This window comes from Propionispora hippei DSM 15287, from assembly GCF_900141835.1.
In the GTDB taxonomy this organism is placed as follows: Bacteria; Bacillota; Negativicutes; order Propionisporales; family Propionisporaceae; genus Propionispora; species Propionispora hippei.
This window is the reverse complement of the sequence record NZ_FQZD01000005.1, coordinates 199,995-216,718: the sequence shown is the minus strand read 5'-3', so window position 1 is coordinate 216,718 and position 16,724 is coordinate 199,995. Positions and strand designations below refer to the sequence as shown.

The 16,724-nt window shown below is 46.9% G+C and carries 14 protein-coding genes; 4 read left to right on the top strand and 10 right to left on the bottom strand.

The window, feature by feature from the left end:
• Window positions 1-235 precede the first annotated feature (235 nt).
• From splB to F3H20_RS19810, 3 genes are all read right to left on the bottom strand, one after another.
• Complete coding sequence (gene splB, locus F3H20_RS02935) at window positions 236-1,264, bottom strand: spore photoproduct lyase (protein WP_149733472.1); 1,029 nt, start codon at window positions 1,262-1,264, stop codon at window positions 236-238.
• Between the two features lie 84 nt (window positions 1,265-1,348).
• On the bottom strand, window positions 1,349-2,398 hold the full coding sequence (gene hydE, locus F3H20_RS02930) for a [FeFe] hydrogenase H-cluster radical SAM maturase HydE (RefSeq protein WP_149733471.1): 1,050 nt from the start codon (window positions 2,396-2,398) through the stop codon (window positions 1,349-1,351).
• 147 nt (window positions 2,399-2,545) lie between these two features.
• Window positions 2,546-2,686, bottom strand: coding sequence for a hypothetical protein (locus tag F3H20_RS19810; RefSeq protein ID WP_188128173.1), 141 nt, complete (start codon window positions 2,684-2,686; stop codon window positions 2,546-2,548).
• A 249-nt stretch (window positions 2,687-2,935) separates the two neighbouring features.
• On the opposite strand from F3H20_RS19810, the gene F3H20_RS02925 reads away from it, so the two are divergent.
• From F3H20_RS02925 to F3H20_RS02910, 4 genes are all read left to right on the top strand, one after another.
• Entirely contained in the window at window positions 2,936-3,625 is a 690-nt protein-coding gene (locus tag F3H20_RS02925) for a response regulator transcription factor (protein ID WP_149733470.1), read from the top strand.
• Window positions 3,603-4,868, top strand: a complete 1,266-nt coding sequence (locus F3H20_RS02920) for a sensor histidine kinase (protein ID WP_223191583.1) — start codon at window positions 3,603-3,605, stop codon at window positions 4,866-4,868. Before F3H20_RS02925 ends, F3H20_RS02920 begins: the two co-directional genes overlap by 23 nt.
• A 296-nt stretch (window positions 4,869-5,164) precedes the next feature.
• Window positions 5,165-5,851 carry a response regulator transcription factor gene (locus F3H20_RS02915; RefSeq protein ID WP_149733469.1) on the top strand — a complete coding sequence of 229 codons (687 nt, stop codon included), beginning with the start codon at window positions 5,165-5,167 and terminating at the stop codon, window positions 5,849-5,851.
• A 251-nt stretch (window positions 5,852-6,102) separates the two neighbouring features.
• Window positions 6,103-7,428: a flagellin N-terminal helical domain-containing protein gene (locus F3H20_RS02910; RefSeq protein WP_223191582.1), complete on the top strand. Its 1,326-nt coding sequence runs from the start codon at window positions 6,103-6,105 to the stop codon at window positions 7,426-7,428.
• A gap of 236 nt (window positions 7,429-7,664) precedes the next feature.
• On the opposite strand, the gene F3H20_RS02905 is transcribed toward F3H20_RS02910, so the two are convergent.
• From F3H20_RS02905 to F3H20_RS02875, 7 genes are all read right to left on the bottom strand, one after another.
• Complete coding sequence (locus tag F3H20_RS02905) at window positions 7,665-8,078, bottom strand: flagellar export chaperone FlgN (RefSeq protein WP_149733468.1); 414 nt, start codon at window positions 8,076-8,078, stop codon at window positions 7,665-7,667.
• Window positions 8,079-8,097: 19 nt separating this feature from the next.
• On the bottom strand, window positions 8,098-10,008 hold the full coding sequence (gene fliD, locus F3H20_RS02900; RefSeq protein ID WP_149733467.1) for a flagellar filament capping protein FliD: 1,911 nt from the start codon (window positions 10,006-10,008) through the stop codon (window positions 8,098-8,100).
• A 34-nt stretch (window positions 10,009-10,042) separates the two neighbouring features.
• Window positions 10,043-11,125 carry a flagellar hook-associated protein FlgL gene (gene flgL, locus F3H20_RS02895; RefSeq protein ID WP_149733466.1) on the bottom strand — a complete coding sequence of 361 codons (1,083 nt, stop codon included), beginning with the start codon at window positions 11,123-11,125 and terminating at the stop codon, window positions 10,043-10,045.
• Between the two features lie 33 nt (window positions 11,126-11,158).
• Window positions 11,159-12,712: a flagellar hook-associated protein FlgK gene (gene flgK / locus F3H20_RS02890; RefSeq protein ID WP_149733465.1), complete on the bottom strand. Its 1,554-nt coding sequence runs from the start codon at window positions 12,710-12,712 to the stop codon at window positions 11,159-11,161.
• Between the two features lie 15 nt (window positions 12,713-12,727).
• Window positions 12,728-14,236, bottom strand: a complete 1,509-nt coding sequence (gene flgK, locus F3H20_RS02885; protein WP_149733464.1) for a flagellar hook-associated protein FlgK — start codon at window positions 14,234-14,236, stop codon at window positions 12,728-12,730.
• Between the two features lie 25 nt (window positions 14,237-14,261).
• Window positions 14,262-16,142 (bottom strand): flagellar hook-basal body complex protein, encoded by a 1,881-nt coding sequence (locus F3H20_RS02880; RefSeq protein ID WP_149733463.1) that lies wholly within the window; start codon window positions 16,140-16,142, stop codon window positions 14,262-14,264.
• A gap of 91 nt (window positions 16,143-16,233) precedes the next feature.
• Complete coding sequence (locus tag F3H20_RS02875) at window positions 16,234-16,683, bottom strand: flagellar hook capping FlgD N-terminal domain-containing protein (RefSeq protein WP_149733462.1); 450 nt, start codon at window positions 16,681-16,683, stop codon at window positions 16,234-16,236.
• Between the last annotated feature and the right edge of the window lie 41 nt (window positions 16,684-16,724).

Genomic DNA, 16,724 nt, shown 5'->3' with positions numbered 1-16,724 from the left:
GCCGGAGTGCAGTAAACATAGCTCCGGAAGCGTTCGGCCATGCATCAGGTCTTTCCTGACAGCAGGACAGCTTGGGCGGTTAACACATGTCAACATAATCAGACATAAAAAAACCTTACGTGGCACGCCGATCTATCCAACCGAGCCTAGTCATTATTACTACCTGTAAAAATTCTTTTTTTTTTTTAATAATCCTGCTAAAAGTCGACACTTTTATCAATACTTTATCTATAAATTACACAAAGTACTCGATCGCTGCCGCCGGAAACCGCTCTTGCAGTTCCCCCGTCAGAAAGTCTTTCAGTTCCTTCTGCTCCTCTTTGGGGTAAATATATTTGCCGTACCCAAACTGCCCATACTTGAACATCCGCTCCGTTTCATCAAGCGGCAGTTGCGTGTGGGGATATAAGTCGAGGATATTGTTTTTCGCCCGTTTGGTAAACCGATGTGTAATGATTTCAAACGTCAGGTCGGGGACGACTGCCGATTTAGCCATTTCTTGCTGCAGCAAGGTGATGACTTCTTGATATTGCCGTCGCCAATCGGGAAACTTAAATACCGGCGCGAGAATAAACCCCAGTGGATATCCTGCCCTGGCAACATCCAGGGCGGCGGCCACCCGTTCCGACAGTCCCGGGGTTCCATGTTCGAACCGCTGCAGAACCGATGCTGCATTAACGCTGAATCGAAAACGGGTATGTCCCGCATGTCTGACCGGCAGCAAAGAGGCGACATCAGTAAATTTCGTGACAAAACGGAACCGCCCCCATGGCTGTTCACCAAAAAAAGCGATGGTCCGGCCCAGCAATCCGCTCAGATGTTCCGTCGGGATAGGATCAGAAACAGCGGCTCCCTCAAAAACAGTAATAGCCGGTGCCCGTTCTTCCATATACCGTTTGGCCCGGGCCAGAATATCTTCAATATTTACATATACTCTAATATACGGCTTTTTCCCCAGGGTAGTCGCCAAATAACAATATTCACACATGCCCGGGCAACTGGTATTCAGTGGCAGTTGGTAATGCGCCGAGGGTTTGCAGGTAACAAAGTCAGTACTTTTTCGTACACCAACAACCAGCGTTTGCTTTGCTTCCCGAAAAGCTTCCTGAGCCGAGTTTCCCGGAATTCCGGTCACCCGGTTATGAGAGCCGGTCAATTTAATCGGTATATCCATTTGGCGAAACCGCTCATACATTTCTTGGCCCAGTGGATAGTCCAACGCTTGCGGCTCAAAGAATACCCTTTTCGGAATAAATTTTTTCATAGTCTTCATCCTTTCCAGGCAAAATTGCCGTTTGTTAGAACGGCTGTTATTATTGCCTCATAGTATGAGAAAAACCTGAGACAGTTATAACTGTCCCAGGTTTTTTCCGTTGCGGAAACCCGCATGTTGCGCTATGGTTCTGTTGATGGCCGCAATTTTGCCGCCGATACATTGGCGGCAGTGCGCCGGCGTATCATTAATGCAGATTTTGCCGGGATATAACATATATAACTGCCGGTATTCTCCTTCTGTCACGTTAGGCATGACCACATTGGCCCCACTCTGCAAGGCAATCGTTCTGCCCTGCTTGTTTAATGTCTCCATGGCTGTGGTAGCCGGGATATTACTGTCAGGCAATAACAGTCTGGTAATGGCCATCACTTTCAGCGCCAGTTCAAATGTACCGCCCACCGCTGCCCGCAACGGCGTAGCCGGATTGGGAATAAACGGCCCCAGCCCAATCATATCGGCATCTATTGCTTTAAAAAACAAAATATCCTCGGCCAGAGATTCCAATGATTGCCCCGGTAATCCCACCATGATACCTGTCCCAACCTCATAACCCAAGTCCCGCAAGTCCCGCAAGCAGCGCAGCCGGTTAGCCAAACTCATTCCGGGGTGCAATTGATCATATACCTGCCGATCTGTCGTTTCAATCCTGAGCAGATAGCGGTCTGCACCGGCCTCTCGATAAGCCCTGTATTCCTCCCGCGTTTTTTCACCCAGACTAAGCGTTAAGGCCAAGCCCAGATCCTTGATGCCGTGAATCACAGTTTGCAGCCTTTCCACCGTATAATAGACATCTTCACCGGACTGCAAAACAACAGTTTTATAACCGTAACTCTTTGCTTTGGCCGCTAACTCGATGACGGCTTCAGGTTCTAGCCGGTATCGTTTAATATCTTGATTATCGCGGCGCAGCCCGCAATACAAACAATTTTGCTTACATATATTAGAAAACTCAATCAAGCCGCGTAAATGTACCTCATCGCCCACATAGCGCTGCCGAATCCGGTCGGCCACCCCAAATAGCTCGGCGACCTCCACGCGGTTGGCAAGTAAGGCGACGATCTCCGGTTTCTCCAGTTGATGCAAGCGTTCCGCCTTGTTTAGAATTTCAATTATATCCGACAAATCAATTACCTGCCTTTTGCATACGGAATTTAGAGATATGTTAGTTCATTCTATTCCCCTCTGTAAAAGTCCTTTTTTATATTGATATCCCTCAGGGCAATTTGAAAGACAGGGAGCCTGCTTCTGTTAGCTAAGCAGGCTCCCTGTCTATTTATCCGGATTAAGTTCTCCTTGACCATTTGCTGCTTTCGCCATGACAGCTTGCTCCCGGTTCAGTGCGTCGCGCACGAACCCTCCTGCTTTTTGCTCTTCGTCGGCCGTTTGCTTGTCCGTCTTATCCTCGCGCATGGTTCATCCCTCCTTTAACGCTTATTGTTCGTCAGCTCCACACCGATCATGCACCTATTGGCCGCAAGTTTTTTACTATTTTCCCATAAAACGTATATTGCAAGAGGAATCGGCATATTTTTTCTAATTGTCTTTGACTTTTCTTTGAAAAACAAATGCATTTCAAAGAAATTTCTAATAAAATATAGAATGTAAAATAATCCAGGGACGGACAATTTTCTACAGGGCTGTGTTGTAAAGGAGTTCAATATGAGAATATTGTTAGTCGAGGATGAATGGAAGCTGCTTGAATCATTATCTTATCTGCTGAAAAAAAACGGCTATCTGGTCGATACGGCGCAGAATGGCGAAACGGGAATCGAGAGAGCCTCCTCCGGCATGTATGAAGTACTTATTCTGGATCGCATGCTGCCCGGAATGGATGGTGTTTCCCTTTTGCGCGAAATCCGCAGCCTGGGACTGGATACGCCGGTCATCTTCCTGACGGCAAGGGATAACGCCGAGGACCGGGTCGAAGGATTGGATGCCGGTGCGGATGATTATTTAATCAAACCCTTCTTTGCCGATGAACTTTTGGCACGCCTCCGGGCACTAACCCGCCGGAAAACCAAGACCATGGTAGGGGACTGCCTGCAGACGGCCAATCTTCTTTTTTATCCGCTGCGTTGTGAAGTATTCAAAGACGGTACCTCCATTCATCTGACCACCAAGGAATCACAGTTATTAGAACTCTTGATGATCAATCAGGGACAAGTTATTACCAAGGAACGCATTATGGAAAAAGTCTGGGGGTATAATTCGGAAATCGAAATTAACAATGTGGATCTTTATATTCACTATCTAAGAAAAAAATTAGCAACAGACTGCATTCGGACGGTACGGGGCGTCGGCTATTTTTTAAAGGATGAGAAGCAATATGTTTCAGCAACTGCGCTTTAAACTGATTCTGATTAATGTTGCCATCATTTTCCTGATTTTCGTGGGGCTAAACACAGGCACTTATTATTTTATCCAGTCTGACATGATTCACCGGGCCGAAATAGGCTCCCACAAACTAATGGAAGATATAAAATCCGGCGGGAACAATCTTCCCCCGTTTCTTGCTTCACGCGCCGCATCACCCTCTATGCCGCCCCCACCGCCGGAGTTCTTCCGCCATGTCTTTTACGTAAAAACAGATAGTGCGGGCAACATTACCACTAAACCGCCTGACCGTTTTTCCGAACCGGAACATATAGAACAACTGGTTCAAAAAATTTTGAACCAGGCTGAGCAGGAAGGCACTGTTGCCTTTGAAGAAACCAGTTATTTTTATCTGAAATCTTCCTTACCAAGCCAAAACGGGTCAGTGATCATAATGGAAGACCTGGCACACGCCAAACATATGCTGAACCAGTTGCTGACGGCTTTAAGCATTGCCGGTGTGCTGTGTCTGGCGCTTGCCTTTTTTAGCAGTGCCTATATGGCCGACAAGGCCATGCAGCCTATCAAACATGCCCTACAGCAACAAAAGGATTTCTTGTCTGACGCCTCCCATGAACTCCGGACACCGCTGGCCGTGATGCAAACCAATCTGGATATCGTACTGGACAGTCCCCAGGAGCTAGTCGCTGATCAGCAAAAATGGCTGAACAACATTCAGGAAGAAACCATCCAAATGACTAAGCTGATTAACTCACTGCTGTTCCTGGCCCGGGTGGATTCCCACGAACAGCGCCTGGAGCAGCAAGTCTTTGATCTCAGTTTGGCTATTATACAAACAGTGGAATCCTTTAAGCCATTGGCGCTCACCAAGGGGATTTTGCTGCAAGTTATTGCTGATCAGCCGCTGCCGGTAAAAGGCGACGAAGACAAAATCAAACAGGTTGCCGGGATTCTGGTAGATAACGCCATGCGTCATTCGCCAAATACGGGAAAAATAATTGTAGAACTAAGAAAAAACAACCGCATAGCCTCACTTACTGTAACCGATTACGGCGAAGGCATTCCACCCGAATATTTAAATAAAATCTTTAACCGTTTCTTTCAGGTAGACCCCTCCCGTTCCAAAGGGGGAACCGGTTTGGGACTGGCCATCGCCAAATGGATCGTCGACAGCCACGGCGGTTCCATCCAGGCCGACAGTACACTGGGCTTACAGACAACTTTTACGGTTCGCCTGCCTTTGCATAAGGGTGTATAACAATAAAACAATCAGAGTTAATTTGATACATATACGGCTGTGATCTTTTAGGGTGTAGCCGGTACAGGATAGACAGAAAATCCTGCACCGGCTTCTTTTTTCGCCTTCTGCCTTTTTAACAATAAAATATTTAGGTAGTGGATGAAGCTTTTACCTTAAAAAGGTATTATATTTTAATGTTTTTTGACAATATCTGTAGTTTCTAAACGAAAAACAAAGATTCATATAGGAAAATAATACTAGAAACCCAGGGAGGGGAAAACTTCACAAGGCTGTGCTTGCAAAGGATGTTTCATATGCGTTTATTATTAGTAGAAGATGAAGTAAAATTGAGCGAAGCACTATCCCATTTATTAAAGAAAAACAACTTTATTGTCGATACCGCCGAGGACGGAGAAAAAGGGTTAGACATGGCTTGTACCGGAATTTATGATGTAATTATTTTGGATCGCATGTTGCCCCAGCAGGATGGCTTAGCTCTGTTAAAAGAGTTTCGTGAGCTTGGCTATGATACGCCGGTGCTCTTTCTGACGGCCAAAAGCTCCCCTGAGGACCGGGCCCAAGGTCTCAATGCCGGTGCCGACGATTATCTGGTCAAACCGTTCTTTGCGGTAGAACTGGTAGCAAGGCTGAAAGCATTGACGCGCCGCAAAAGCAAAGACCTGGTCAAAAGCACTCTGGTCATCGGCAATTTAATTTTCGATTCTGTCCGTGGGCAAGTCATCAAGAACAACGAAAAGATTCATTTGACTGTAAAAGAATCCCAATTGCTCGAACTCTTAATTCGCAATTCCGGCCAAGTAGTCACAAAAGAACGGATTATGCAAAAAATTTGGGGCTATAATTCCGATACCGGCATGGAAACCATTAATCTTTATATTCACTATCTGCGCAAAAAATTAGATTTACCTGATATAAAAACAGTACGCGGCATCGGTTATTACCTACAAAACAGTTCCGCTACGGCAAAAGCCGCTCAATAATCTCTTTTTCAACGCTTTCCGCAGGCAGCTTACAAAAGCTGCCTGCATTTTTTATAAAATAATTATCTTAAATTTCAAAAACTAAATAAAAACTAAATAATTCTTTGCGAAAACATAAATAGATTAACAGAAAGGAGGCTTCTCAAGCACTTCAGCATGTTAACCTGCCGGAAAATAAGGAATAAACTTATGGACCGACACTAAAAATGGGCAAGGATGCTCAATTTTAAAAATCAAGGAGGAATTTTATCATGGGAATGGTTATCAACACTAACTTATCGGCTTTAAACACCTGGAATCAATTGAACCGCAATACTAACCAAATGAACAGTTCATTGGAAAAACTGTCTTCCGGCTACAAGATCAACTCTTCGTCGGATGACGCCGCCGGTCTGGCCATCTCCAAAAAGATGATCAATCAGATCAACGGCTTGAACCAAGCCAGCGATAATGCGCAAAATGCTTCGTCAATGGTGCAAACAGCCGACGGCGCATTGGAAGAAACCAACAGCATTCTGGAGCGGATGCGCGAACTGGCAGTACAGTCGGCCAGCGACACAAATACCGACAGCGACCGCTCCAACATTCAGGACGAAGTGGATGCCCTAACCACTGAAATCAACAATATCGCCAATACTACCGAATTCAATACCAAGAAACTATTGAACGGTAATTTAAGTGCAGGACAAAATTCCGCTACAGCAAATGTTTTATCAAACTCTTCTATTCTTACGGCCGGTAGTACACTAAGCGCTACAAGCGCTACTCTTAGCAGCTTAACTGACACTGCCGGTAATTCATTAGGTATTAAGTCGGGCGATAAAATCACTATTAGTTATATGAAAGACGGCCAGTTCCGTACGTCAACTTTAACGGCCGCTACTACTACGGCACTATCCGGCTTAACCGCTGCCAGTGTTTACAACAAAAACGGAGTAGCGGAAGGAAATGTTTCCAGTGACCTTGGTCTTACTGTATCTTCCACAGGTTCATTGCAAGTCACAGCAGCAACGACAGGTAGTTCTAATGCCATTTACGGCCTTTCTATCACTGTCCAAAGCAAGACAACCTCTACAGACTCCAATGGCAATACAACCACTTCCTACACTGATAATACAGCCGCTACCGATGCATTGTCCTCCTTCACCCAAACCGTTGCCGCCAAGGATAAATCGGTTGACGGTACCGCGACCATCTTAATTGGTGCCAATACCGGTCAGGATATTAAGATTAATATTGGTAATATGGACGCCACCTCGCTTGGCGTTCAGGGCATTCAGGTTGACACACAAGCTGCAGCCAACACGGCAATCAAAACAATTGATACGGCTGTAGCCACGGTTACAGCCGAACGGGCTAAATTAGGAGCTGTGGTCAATCGCTTAAGCTCCACTACGGACAACCTGTCGACGTCCAGCGAAAACTTAACCTCTGCCAATTCGCTGATCCGCGATACCGACATGGCTTCGGAAATGGCCAATTACACCAAGCTGAGCACACTGACTCAGGCGGCAACCGCCATGCTGGCCAAAGCCAACTCCCGACCGCAGTCGGTATTGACACTGCTGCAATCCTAATTGGCTGCTCCGGTAATTATTGATCAGAAAAGCAGAACGATCACCGATCGTTGCCTGCTTTTCTTTTTTTACTTGCCCGGGCTACATGATTTCTCTCCTGCCGGCCCCAATCCCACGTAATCGGAGGATTGTAAAAGATGAGACTTTTAGCTTCGCTTTGGAGTTAGCGATTAAAAGTAACGGCTATTGCGTCATGGCAAGACGCAATAGCCGTTACTTTTATCTATGGAAAGACTCTATACCTTCGCATTAATGCGGGCGCGCGATACTGGACGTTCCCACTGGTAAATATACTGCGAATTAAGCCGATACGAGGTACGGGTGCTATGTAGCTGGGAAAAGATCTCCCCTTTAAGCGACTGGGCACTTTGCAGCACCTGCCGACAGGCAGCTAAAATTTCAGCATGCCGTCCTTTAATATTTTTTTGCAAGGAATGGACCTCACAGTCACCGGCCGGAATTGATTTTTCCCGCAATATTTCCACAATATCGCCCAGTTCCTTAATCAAAGTCTCCCGCTCTCTAAGCAGGCGCCGTAAGCCGGTCATTTGCTGCTTTTTGATGAAACGCCCCTGCCTCTCGGTATTATCGGCAATCTGATCAAGTATGTCCAGCTTTCTTGTTAATAAACTGATAATCTCCTGGTCCATCCGATTTTAACCTCCCCCATTACGACGACATGGACGATAAGGAGGACAATTGCTCGTTCATCTGATTAATATAGGTCTCCAGGTTGCTGTATTTCGTATACAGCTTGTCTGAATAGGTGCTGAGACGGTCCTTCTCCTTGGATATTTTATCCTCATAATCGGAAATCTGATCGGTAAGCTGATTATCCGAATTGGAAGCGTCACCGCTGACACCGGCCATTTGCAGCAAAAGTCCCTTATTACCTCCACTATCCCGAATCGTGGAGGTATACTTGGCGATTACATCATAAAACCGATAGGCGACCCCTTCTTCTTTATACCGGGTTGCTAAAGCGGCAGAACTTAATGTTCTCTCGGAAGTAGTACCGGAATAACTGGTCGATTGCTTGGTAAAAATGTTCATCACCGTTTCCGGATTATCCTGGATGGCTTCTTTTAATGTATCTTCATTAATTGTCAGTTTTCCCTTGTCATTGTAATCATCACTGGTATCCAGTCCGATGTCGAAGATGTTCGAAGACAGCCCGGAAGTCGAATCCAGGAAGGTGGAACGCAACTCGCTCAAAAAGCTGCTTAAGGTGGAATCTCCTTGCAGCATGCCGACCTTTGCCTTCGCTTCATAGGTGCTAATCTGCGTTTCCGACATATTTGTTTTATCATCATCAGTCAGCGGCGGATAGTCCGAATCATAGTCTTCCTGCAGCTTGCCGTTAATCGTGTCAATCAGACTGTTATAGTCGGTAACAAAATTATTGATCAGATCATAGATGCCATCTACATTTTGGGTTAGGCTGACAGTGGCACTGTCGCCGCTTGACGTAGTGCTGTTAAAAGTATAGGTGACACCAGCCTCGGTAATCGTATTGGAACTGCGGGTCATCAACTGCCCGTCAACCGTTACCTTGGCATCCAACCCGGCGGTGGTGCTGCCCAGGAAGGTACTGATAAAGTTACTGCCATCCCCTTCAGTAACCGATAATTTGTTACCGGCACCGGTCGAAGAGGCGGTTAGCACCAGCTTGTCTGATGTATCATTGTAGGCTATGGTAGCCCCGCAATCACTGGAGTTGATTTCACTCATCATTTCCTTTAAGGTTGTGTCCTTATCAAAAGAAAAGGATGTCCCATTAATGGTTAATTCAATTTCACCGTCAGAATTAAAGGTCAACTCCGAATTTAGCTGGTTAGCAATATCGCCCAGAGTACTGGTTGTCGTTAAACGGTTGGACAGGATGGCGCTGCTGCCGAAGCCCAGGGAAGACAAACCGCTGGTTCCAGAACCGGGTGCGCTAATCGCAATCTTTTGCACACCGCTGTCAGCAGCGGTAAAACTCAATATATTGGAGCTATTCTCACTGACCGTGATTTTGCCACTCCCCACCGCACTATCTACGGCATCCTGCAGAGAATTTAGATCGGTTACATTGGACAAATCCACACCATAGGAAGTCCCGTCGACAGCAAGCGAAATGCTTTTTCCACTTAAACTGGAAAAATTAACGGCCGAATCACCCTGTACATCCTTCGAAAGGCTAGCAGTGCTCTGCATGGTTTCCTTCGTCGCCAATTGGCTGACGGTCACCGTATGCGTGCCGGCACTGGCTTCGCTGGTATAACTGGCGGTCACAGCACTGCTGCTGCTGGTCACCGTATATTGGTTAAAATTTTTCGTACTCAACAAACTGCTCGAAGAGGTAACGTTAAAATATTTATCGGCAAAATCCTGAATGTCGGAAGTAATCGTCCGGTAATCCTCCTGCTTCCATTCGGCCAATTGCTCTTTCTTCTGCATCTTATACAGGCTCTTTTCTTTTTCCGCCGTTACCAATTGCGTTACAATGGAATCGACATCAATGCCCGACGATAGGCCAGTTACCCGGGTTGTCCCGTTGACCGTGCTCATATTAATGCTGCTGCTTGAACTTGACACCTTGACCCCTCCCTTGTAAAAAATTCAAACAACACTACGCCAGGTAATCAACCAAAGTTTTGCTAATCGCCTTGGCGCCGACGGCTAAAGCCGCGTTATAAACCGCTTCCGCACTGGACGACTCAATCGTGGCCTTGCTAATATCCACATCCTCATTGTTGCTCATCAATGTCGTGTAGGTAGTGTAGGCATTATCCAGCCGGTCGGAAATCATGCTGACGTTTTTCATACTGGCCCCCAGAGTCGACTGGGCCGTGGAAATCCGGGTTATATCCGCATCAACATCGGTCAGCAGATCACTCATATCACTGATGCTGCTAGTTGAAACCGTAGTCGTGGCCGGGCTGGTGCTCGTATCAACTGTAGCTGTTTTGTAACTGGTATTACCGTTTAAAGCCAATAAAATTTTATTGAACGTATTAAATAAATTACTGTCTGCTCCGCCAACCACATCCTGCCCTTCTACATTGACCGTGACGTCCGTATCAAAACCAACATTGACTTTAATTGGTTGAGCGGAAGACGTGGAGTAAACGTTGCTGGCACTGATAGCACTTTCAATAGAACTGTCGGTGGCACTGGAATCTATGCCCTCCAAGCTCACATATTTCCCCTTAAAGGTTACCAGGTTTACGTCAATACTATCGCCGCTACTGTCGGTCAAGCTGGTCGATTTCAACGCATAAGGAGCATCTCCTGTACTGTAGCCGCCAAAAATATACCGTCCGCCATAGCTGGTATTCATTACATCAATGGCATTTTTCTGGAGTTCACTGATTTGTTCTTTAATAGCCGACTTATCACTATCGGACAGGGTGTCGCTAGAGGCTTTCACCACCAAAGTTCTAACCTGTCCCATGATATCGCTCAAGTCACTTAGCGCTCCATCGGTTGTTGACTGCCACGAGGTTACGTCATCAGTATTTTTCTGGTACTGTTCAACCGTATCCACATAACTCCGGTATTTAATCGCCCGGGTAGCAATGACCGGATCATCGGACGGCAACGAAATCTTTTTTTCTGTGGAAATCCGTTCCTCCGCCTCATTCATCCGGGAAGCACTATTATTCAGATTCTTGATCGTGTTGGCAACAATCATATTATTTGTTATTCGCATAACAACCCCCCCTATTCATATGATTTTAAGCCATCAGGAATTGACCATATCAATAGTCGTTTCATAAATATCGCTCCAGGTGGACACACTCTTGGCTGACGCTTCGTATGCCTGCTGGTATTTTGTCAGGTTGGCGGTTTCTTCATTGGAAGATACACCGGACACGGAAGAACGGCTCTTATCCACATAGTCCACAATATCTGTTTTAATCGTATTTTGCTGCGAAGCGTAGGAACCGGCAGTTCCCATAGCCGTAATAATCGAATTGTAGGCATCCACCGGCGTCCCATTGGCAAACATAGCCGAATCGTTGCAAATGCTAATCAAAGCCTGAATGTTTTCATTATTGCTCTCTTCGCCACTGGCCGAAGCTGCGGCTATCTTGTTTAAATCGTTCTCAACGTCTGAAGACAATGAGATATTAGCCGCCGAGATATTTTTATAGACCGCCGCTGTACCCGTTCCGCTGGCCATTAAATCGTTAGACGAATTGTCATCATAAGAAAAAAAACGGACTCCCGTCGAACCATCAAGGCCATAGCCTGACGCATGACCGCTACCATAAGAGGACGTACTGCCGTCTTTATAGATTCCTTCATTAAATGCCTCGGCAAAGGTCCGGGCAAAATCATCCAATTGGTTTTGATAATAGACAATGCCTTTATACTCACCATTCTCACCGGTGCCGTCGCGCAAATCCAGTTGCGCCTTCAATGAACCGCTGCTTCCCGTCTCGAAAGAGTTATCCGTATCGGCCCAGCGGATACCGTATAGTCCATCCTCCGTACTGCTATCATTGATCGCATATGTCTCTAACTGGCGAGCAGTGGAGCCATTGACCAAGGTTTCACCGCCAATCGTGACCGTATATGAATAAGAAGCCGACGAACTGTCACCGGAACCAGCCTGTACCTGTGTCACCTGCACGCTGGTTAACGCAGACAAGCTGTCAAGCAAGGTATCCCGTTGATCTTCCAGTTCATTCGTAGAAGCGCCTGAATTGGCCGCAATGGTGATCCGTTGATTAAGATTGGCTATTTGTTGGGCATAGGTGTTGATTTGATTCACCGAGGTATTGATATCGCTGTTAATATCCGACCGGAGCTGGGTAAGCTGGTTTGACGCATCATTTAAGTAACTGCAAAGCGCCTCGCCGGTTTCCCGCAACTCAGCCCTGGCCGAAGAGCTGCCGGCATCGGAAGAAACATCACTCAAGGCGGAGTAGAAGGCGTTCAGAGTGCCGCCAAAGCCTTCCGTGGTGGAATCAATCGATGTGCCCAGTACATTTTGCAGTTCCTCAATAGTACTGTCCTTGGTCGACCACTCGTTAAGCGAACTGTTTTCCTGCCAGTATTTCTGATCCAGCCGGAAACTGCGCACCCGGTCCACTGAGGTAACATCCGTTCCCCCGCCCACATAATTGCCGCTATAGACCGCGGCCGGGCCAACGGCAATTTGATTAACCACCTGCCGGGAATAGCCGGTTGTATTCACATTGCTGATATTATTCGTAGTAACCGCTAGGCCTACCTGGCTGGCGGACAGACCCCGTCCCGCAATACTAAGTCCCATAAATGTGGAAGCCATCAGACCTCCCCCTTTCTACGATAATTCGCCGCCTAAATCGCTAATCAGGCCGGCCACCAACTCATCAATCGTGCTTAATACTTTGGCGCTGGCGTTATAAGCGTTTTGATAAACAATCATATTCGACATTTCATCATCAAGCGAAATACCTGATACAGTCTGACGCTGGGTATCAATCTGCGTTACCAAAGCGGATTGGGTACTGTAATTACTGCTGGCATTGCTGCCTGCCGTACCAATCCATGAGGTTAAGGCAGCATAAAATTCCGTACTGTTCATTGCCAGACCATTACAAGAAAAATAATCACCGCCAGTCAGATTAGAAATAGCCTTGGCGATAGTTCCGTCCCCCTTTTTCCCTGTAGCAGAAATAGCGATTTTATCCGTATCACTGACAATGGCCGGATTAACCTGGATATTGGTAATGCCCAATGCCTTACCGGAATCAACAGGGGTAAAAAATCCGCCGATACTGCTGCCGCTGTTGCCGTCCAGATCAGTTCCACTGCTAAGCAGCGAATTGACTTCCGTAGCAACCGTCGTCAACAAATTGTTTAAACCCTGCCGCAAAGTGCTGATTGAGCTGGTGTTATCCGTACTGTAACTATAAGGTAACGTAGCTGTAGCTATATCACTATAGCCGGTCTGCTCGGCGTCTTCCAGATAAGCCTTGATACTGCCGCCGCTTATCTCTGCCTTATTTCCCGTATTAACCCATTGCACCTGCAGCGGGCTGCTTATCGAACCGTCACCGGCCACCGTTAGAGTCCGCGTCTTTGTACCGTCTACTAAGGCCGTGCCGCCAATACTGACCTGCACCGTACCGTCTGTACCGGTTGTCACGCTAATATTAGCCAGGCTGGATATTTGATCCAGTAACTCATCCCGCTGATCTTCCAGATAGGAAGCTTCGCCACTGTTGCCCACTTCGGCCTGACTGATCTGACCGTTCAACACAGCCACTTTTGAAGCCAGATTATTCAAGCTGTCCACACCGTCTTTAACACTGTTGCAGGCATCCTGCTGCAGCTGTTGCAACTGCTGATCAAGCTCGGAAAAATTGCTTACCAGGGAGTTGGCCGCCTCCACCAACGCTTGCCGGGTGCTTTGACTGGAAGGATCTTTCGCCAGTTCCGACCAATCGTTAAAAAAACCCTCAATCGTTGCCTGCAAACCTGATGATGAAGCAGTCGACGAACTGTCGGTTGTGCCAAATTCACTCATTAGTTCCTGCATATATTCCAAATTACCATTTTTCACCGACCAATAACTGGCCTGACTGTTCTGAGCCCGGTAGGTCTGATCCAAAAGCTGATCTCTGATCCGTGTAATAGAACTCACATCAGCACCGGTTCCCATCGAACCGCTGGACTGTGCGGTGACTTTATCGGCAGCCGACACCCGCGTTCGTGAACTGCCAGTGGTGTTTACATTAGCCAGATTGTTGCTGGTAGCTCCCAAACCGGCCTGGCTGGTATACATACCCGAATAGGCCGTTTTATATGTACCAAAAGTCGAACTCATATTGTCAACTCCCTATCCTTGCCAGTTAACTGACCATATTGATCAGTGATTGCAGGCACTGGTCGGCAGCGGTAATAACTTTACTGTTAGCCTGGTAAGCCCGTTGGCTGATCATCATATCACTGAATTGCTCGGCCAGATCCACATTGGACATTTCCAGCGTGCCGCTGCTCAGCGAGCCGGTACCGTTACTGCCGGCCACCACACCACCGGTAAACGCCCCGGAATTGACGGTAGTAACATACAAGTTGTCACCGACTTTTTCCAAGCCTTCCGGATTGGTAAAATTGGCCAACGCAATTTGCGCTAACGACTGAGTCTGTCCGTTGCTGTAGCTCCCGGTTATCGTTCCGTCCGAACCGATGCTCAGACCAGATAAGGTCCCTGCCGCGTAACCGTCCTGACTGGAAGTAACACTGCTGTCCCCGCTGCTCAATACCATGGAAGCTACTTTAGAGAAATCAAGTGACAGTGTAACAGGCGAACTGCCGCCGGGCGATACGGTAACGGACGCAGTAGAAGGATAGGAGTTATCAGTAGTCACCAAATTACCGCTTGAATCAAACAGTAAATAACCGCTGCCTGTTACTGAGGCTACATTGCTGTCGCCGGATGAGGTTTCCCAATACCAACTGGTTTGCCCGGTGGACGAATCATAATAGCTTTTAGTAAAGTTTACGCTTACATCATACGAATTGCCCTGAGCATCATATACGGTCATCGTCGCCGTCTGATCTTTGTTGTTAGCGGCAGTAAATGTCATGGTCCCTGCCGTTGCGCTGGTGCTGGCCGGCAAGGTAATGGTCTCTCCATTCGTGCCTGTCAAAGTAGTTGCGCTGCTTAAATCCACTCCACTCTTCGTAATAATCGCAGTATTATTGGCGTCCTTTACTGTGACATCAAAAGTATTAGTGGCAGTAAACGTCATTGTACCCGCAGTCACTGTGCCAGCAGGTATTGTAATTGTTTCCCCGTTCGATCCATTCAACGTGGTACTTCCACTACTTAAATCTACATTTGTCTTCGAGGCAACCGTATTGCCACTGGCATCCGTCCAAGTTATATCAAAGTTTGAACCATCGGCAGTTAATTTAATCGTATAAGTGCTGCTTGTCGTTAGACCAGAGGGAGCAGAAATACTGGTAATACCAGTTGTATTAGTAGAACCAATTGCTACCGTTTGAGAAGGATTTGCCAGCGCTAATGTATACGTTTTTCCCTGGGTCAGACCGGTTGTCGAGGAAAGACTGGAAATTCCCGTACTGTTCGTCGCAATCGTCGCGGTCTGCGAAATAGTTCCGATATCATTCAATGCCGTTCCTTTGACCGTTGCGCTAGTCTTCAAATTACCGGACAGCGTTTCCTTAGTAGTTGCTTTAGCCGCCATTAACTTCTTATTGCCGCTGTACGAATCGGAATACAGGTTGATCGGCTCTACCGAACCGTTAGTATTATATACTTTATTGCCATTCGAATCGGTTGTGTACGATTCCCAGCCGCATACCTTATAACCATTGACAGTCAGATTGCCGTCAACATCATAAGATAAGTCGCCATCCCGGGTAAACTGATACTGACTCTGGGACCCTCCACTCACAATAAAGAAGCCGTTGCCGCTGATCGACAGGTCAGTTGCTACTCCTGTCGATTGAGTACTGCCCACTGTCATAATGGTATCGGTACTGGCTACCGAGGTTCCCAGGCCAACCTGTACCGGATTAGTGCCACCCGAAGTGCTGGTTGAACCGGAAGCCGAACTTAAAGTCTGACTCAAAAGATCACTAAAGCTTACCCGCTGCGATTTATAACCGGTAGTATCCACATTGGCAATGTTATTGGAAATGACATCAAGACTGGTCTGTTGTGCCTTAATCCCCGACACAGCGGAGTACATGGCGCGCATCATAGTAATTACCTCCCAAATATATGTAGTACTATTTCATCTGTCGTTCAGAAATAGTGCAGCCTCTCTTCTTGGAGTCCGGCTGAATCTTTTATCAACTGGCGCTGTTGGAAGTACTGGAACTGCTGGAGCTGTCTTGCACGGTTACCACCTTGTCAATGGCAACCGCATTACCATCAATGCTAAGATAGGTAGACCCGCTGGAACTGATCACCGAATCCACGGTGCCACTGGCGGTAGATGTGTTGCCGGAAGAATCGGTATACTCATAAGTAGCCGTTTTACCGATCATATTCAATGCTTGTACATTACTAATGGAATTGCTGATAGTATTTAGCTGCGACAAGGTGCTAAGCTGAGCCAGCTGTGAGATATACTGTGAGCTATCCTGCGATTCCGTGGGGTCCTGATACTTTAGCTCGGTCGTCAACAAGGTAATAAAATCGCTGTAACCAAGCGTATCGCTGCTGGAACTGGCTGTCGTGGTAGCGGTAGATGAAGTAGTGGTACCACTGGAGTTGATGGCTGTTGTCAACGTGCTCATTGTTTTTCCTCCTTACATATTGGTGCTGATAAAATTCTAAA

Excerpts from the sequence above, each read along its gene's own strand:
- splB (WP_149733472.1), bottom strand. The coding sequence starts at position 1,264 with ATGAAAAAATTTATTCCGAAAAGGGTATTCTTTGAGCCGCAAGCGTTG.
- F3H20_RS19810 (WP_188128173.1), bottom strand. The coding sequence starts at position 2,686 with ATGCGCGAGGATAAGACGGACAAGCAAACGGCCGACGAAGAGCAAAAA.
- F3H20_RS02925 (WP_149733470.1), top strand. The coding sequence starts at position 2,936 with ATGAGAATATTGTTAGTCGAGGATGAATGGAAGCTGCTTGAATCATTA.
- F3H20_RS02920 (WP_223191583.1), top strand. The coding sequence starts at position 3,603 with ATGTTTCAGCAACTGCGCTTTAAACTGATTCTGATTAATGTTGCCATC.
- F3H20_RS02915 (WP_149733469.1), top strand. The coding sequence starts at position 5,165 with ATGCGTTTATTATTAGTAGAAGATGAAGTAAAATTGAGCGAAGCACTA.
- F3H20_RS02910 (WP_223191582.1), top strand. The coding sequence starts at position 6,103 with ATGGGAATGGTTATCAACACTAACTTATCGGCTTTAAACACCTGGAAT.
- F3H20_RS02905 (WP_149733468.1), bottom strand. The coding sequence starts at position 8,078 with ATGGACCAGGAGATTATCAGTTTATTAACAAGAAAGCTGGACATACTT.
- flgL (WP_149733466.1), bottom strand. The coding sequence starts at position 11,125 with ATGCGAATAACAAATAATATGATTGTTGCCAACACGATCAAGAATCTG.
- flgK (WP_149733465.1), bottom strand. The coding sequence starts at position 12,712 with ATGGCTTCCACATTTATGGGACTTAGTATTGCGGGACGGGGTCTGTCC.
- flgK (WP_149733464.1), bottom strand. The coding sequence starts at position 14,236 with ATGAGTTCGACTTTTGGTACATATAAAACGGCCTATTCGGGTATGTAT.
- F3H20_RS02880 (WP_149733463.1), bottom strand. The coding sequence starts at position 16,142 with ATGATGCGCGCCATGTACTCCGCTGTGTCGGGGATTAAGGCACAACAG.
- F3H20_RS02875 (WP_149733462.1), bottom strand. The coding sequence starts at position 16,683 with ATGAGCACGTTGACAACAGCCATCAACTCCAGTGGTACCACTACTTCA.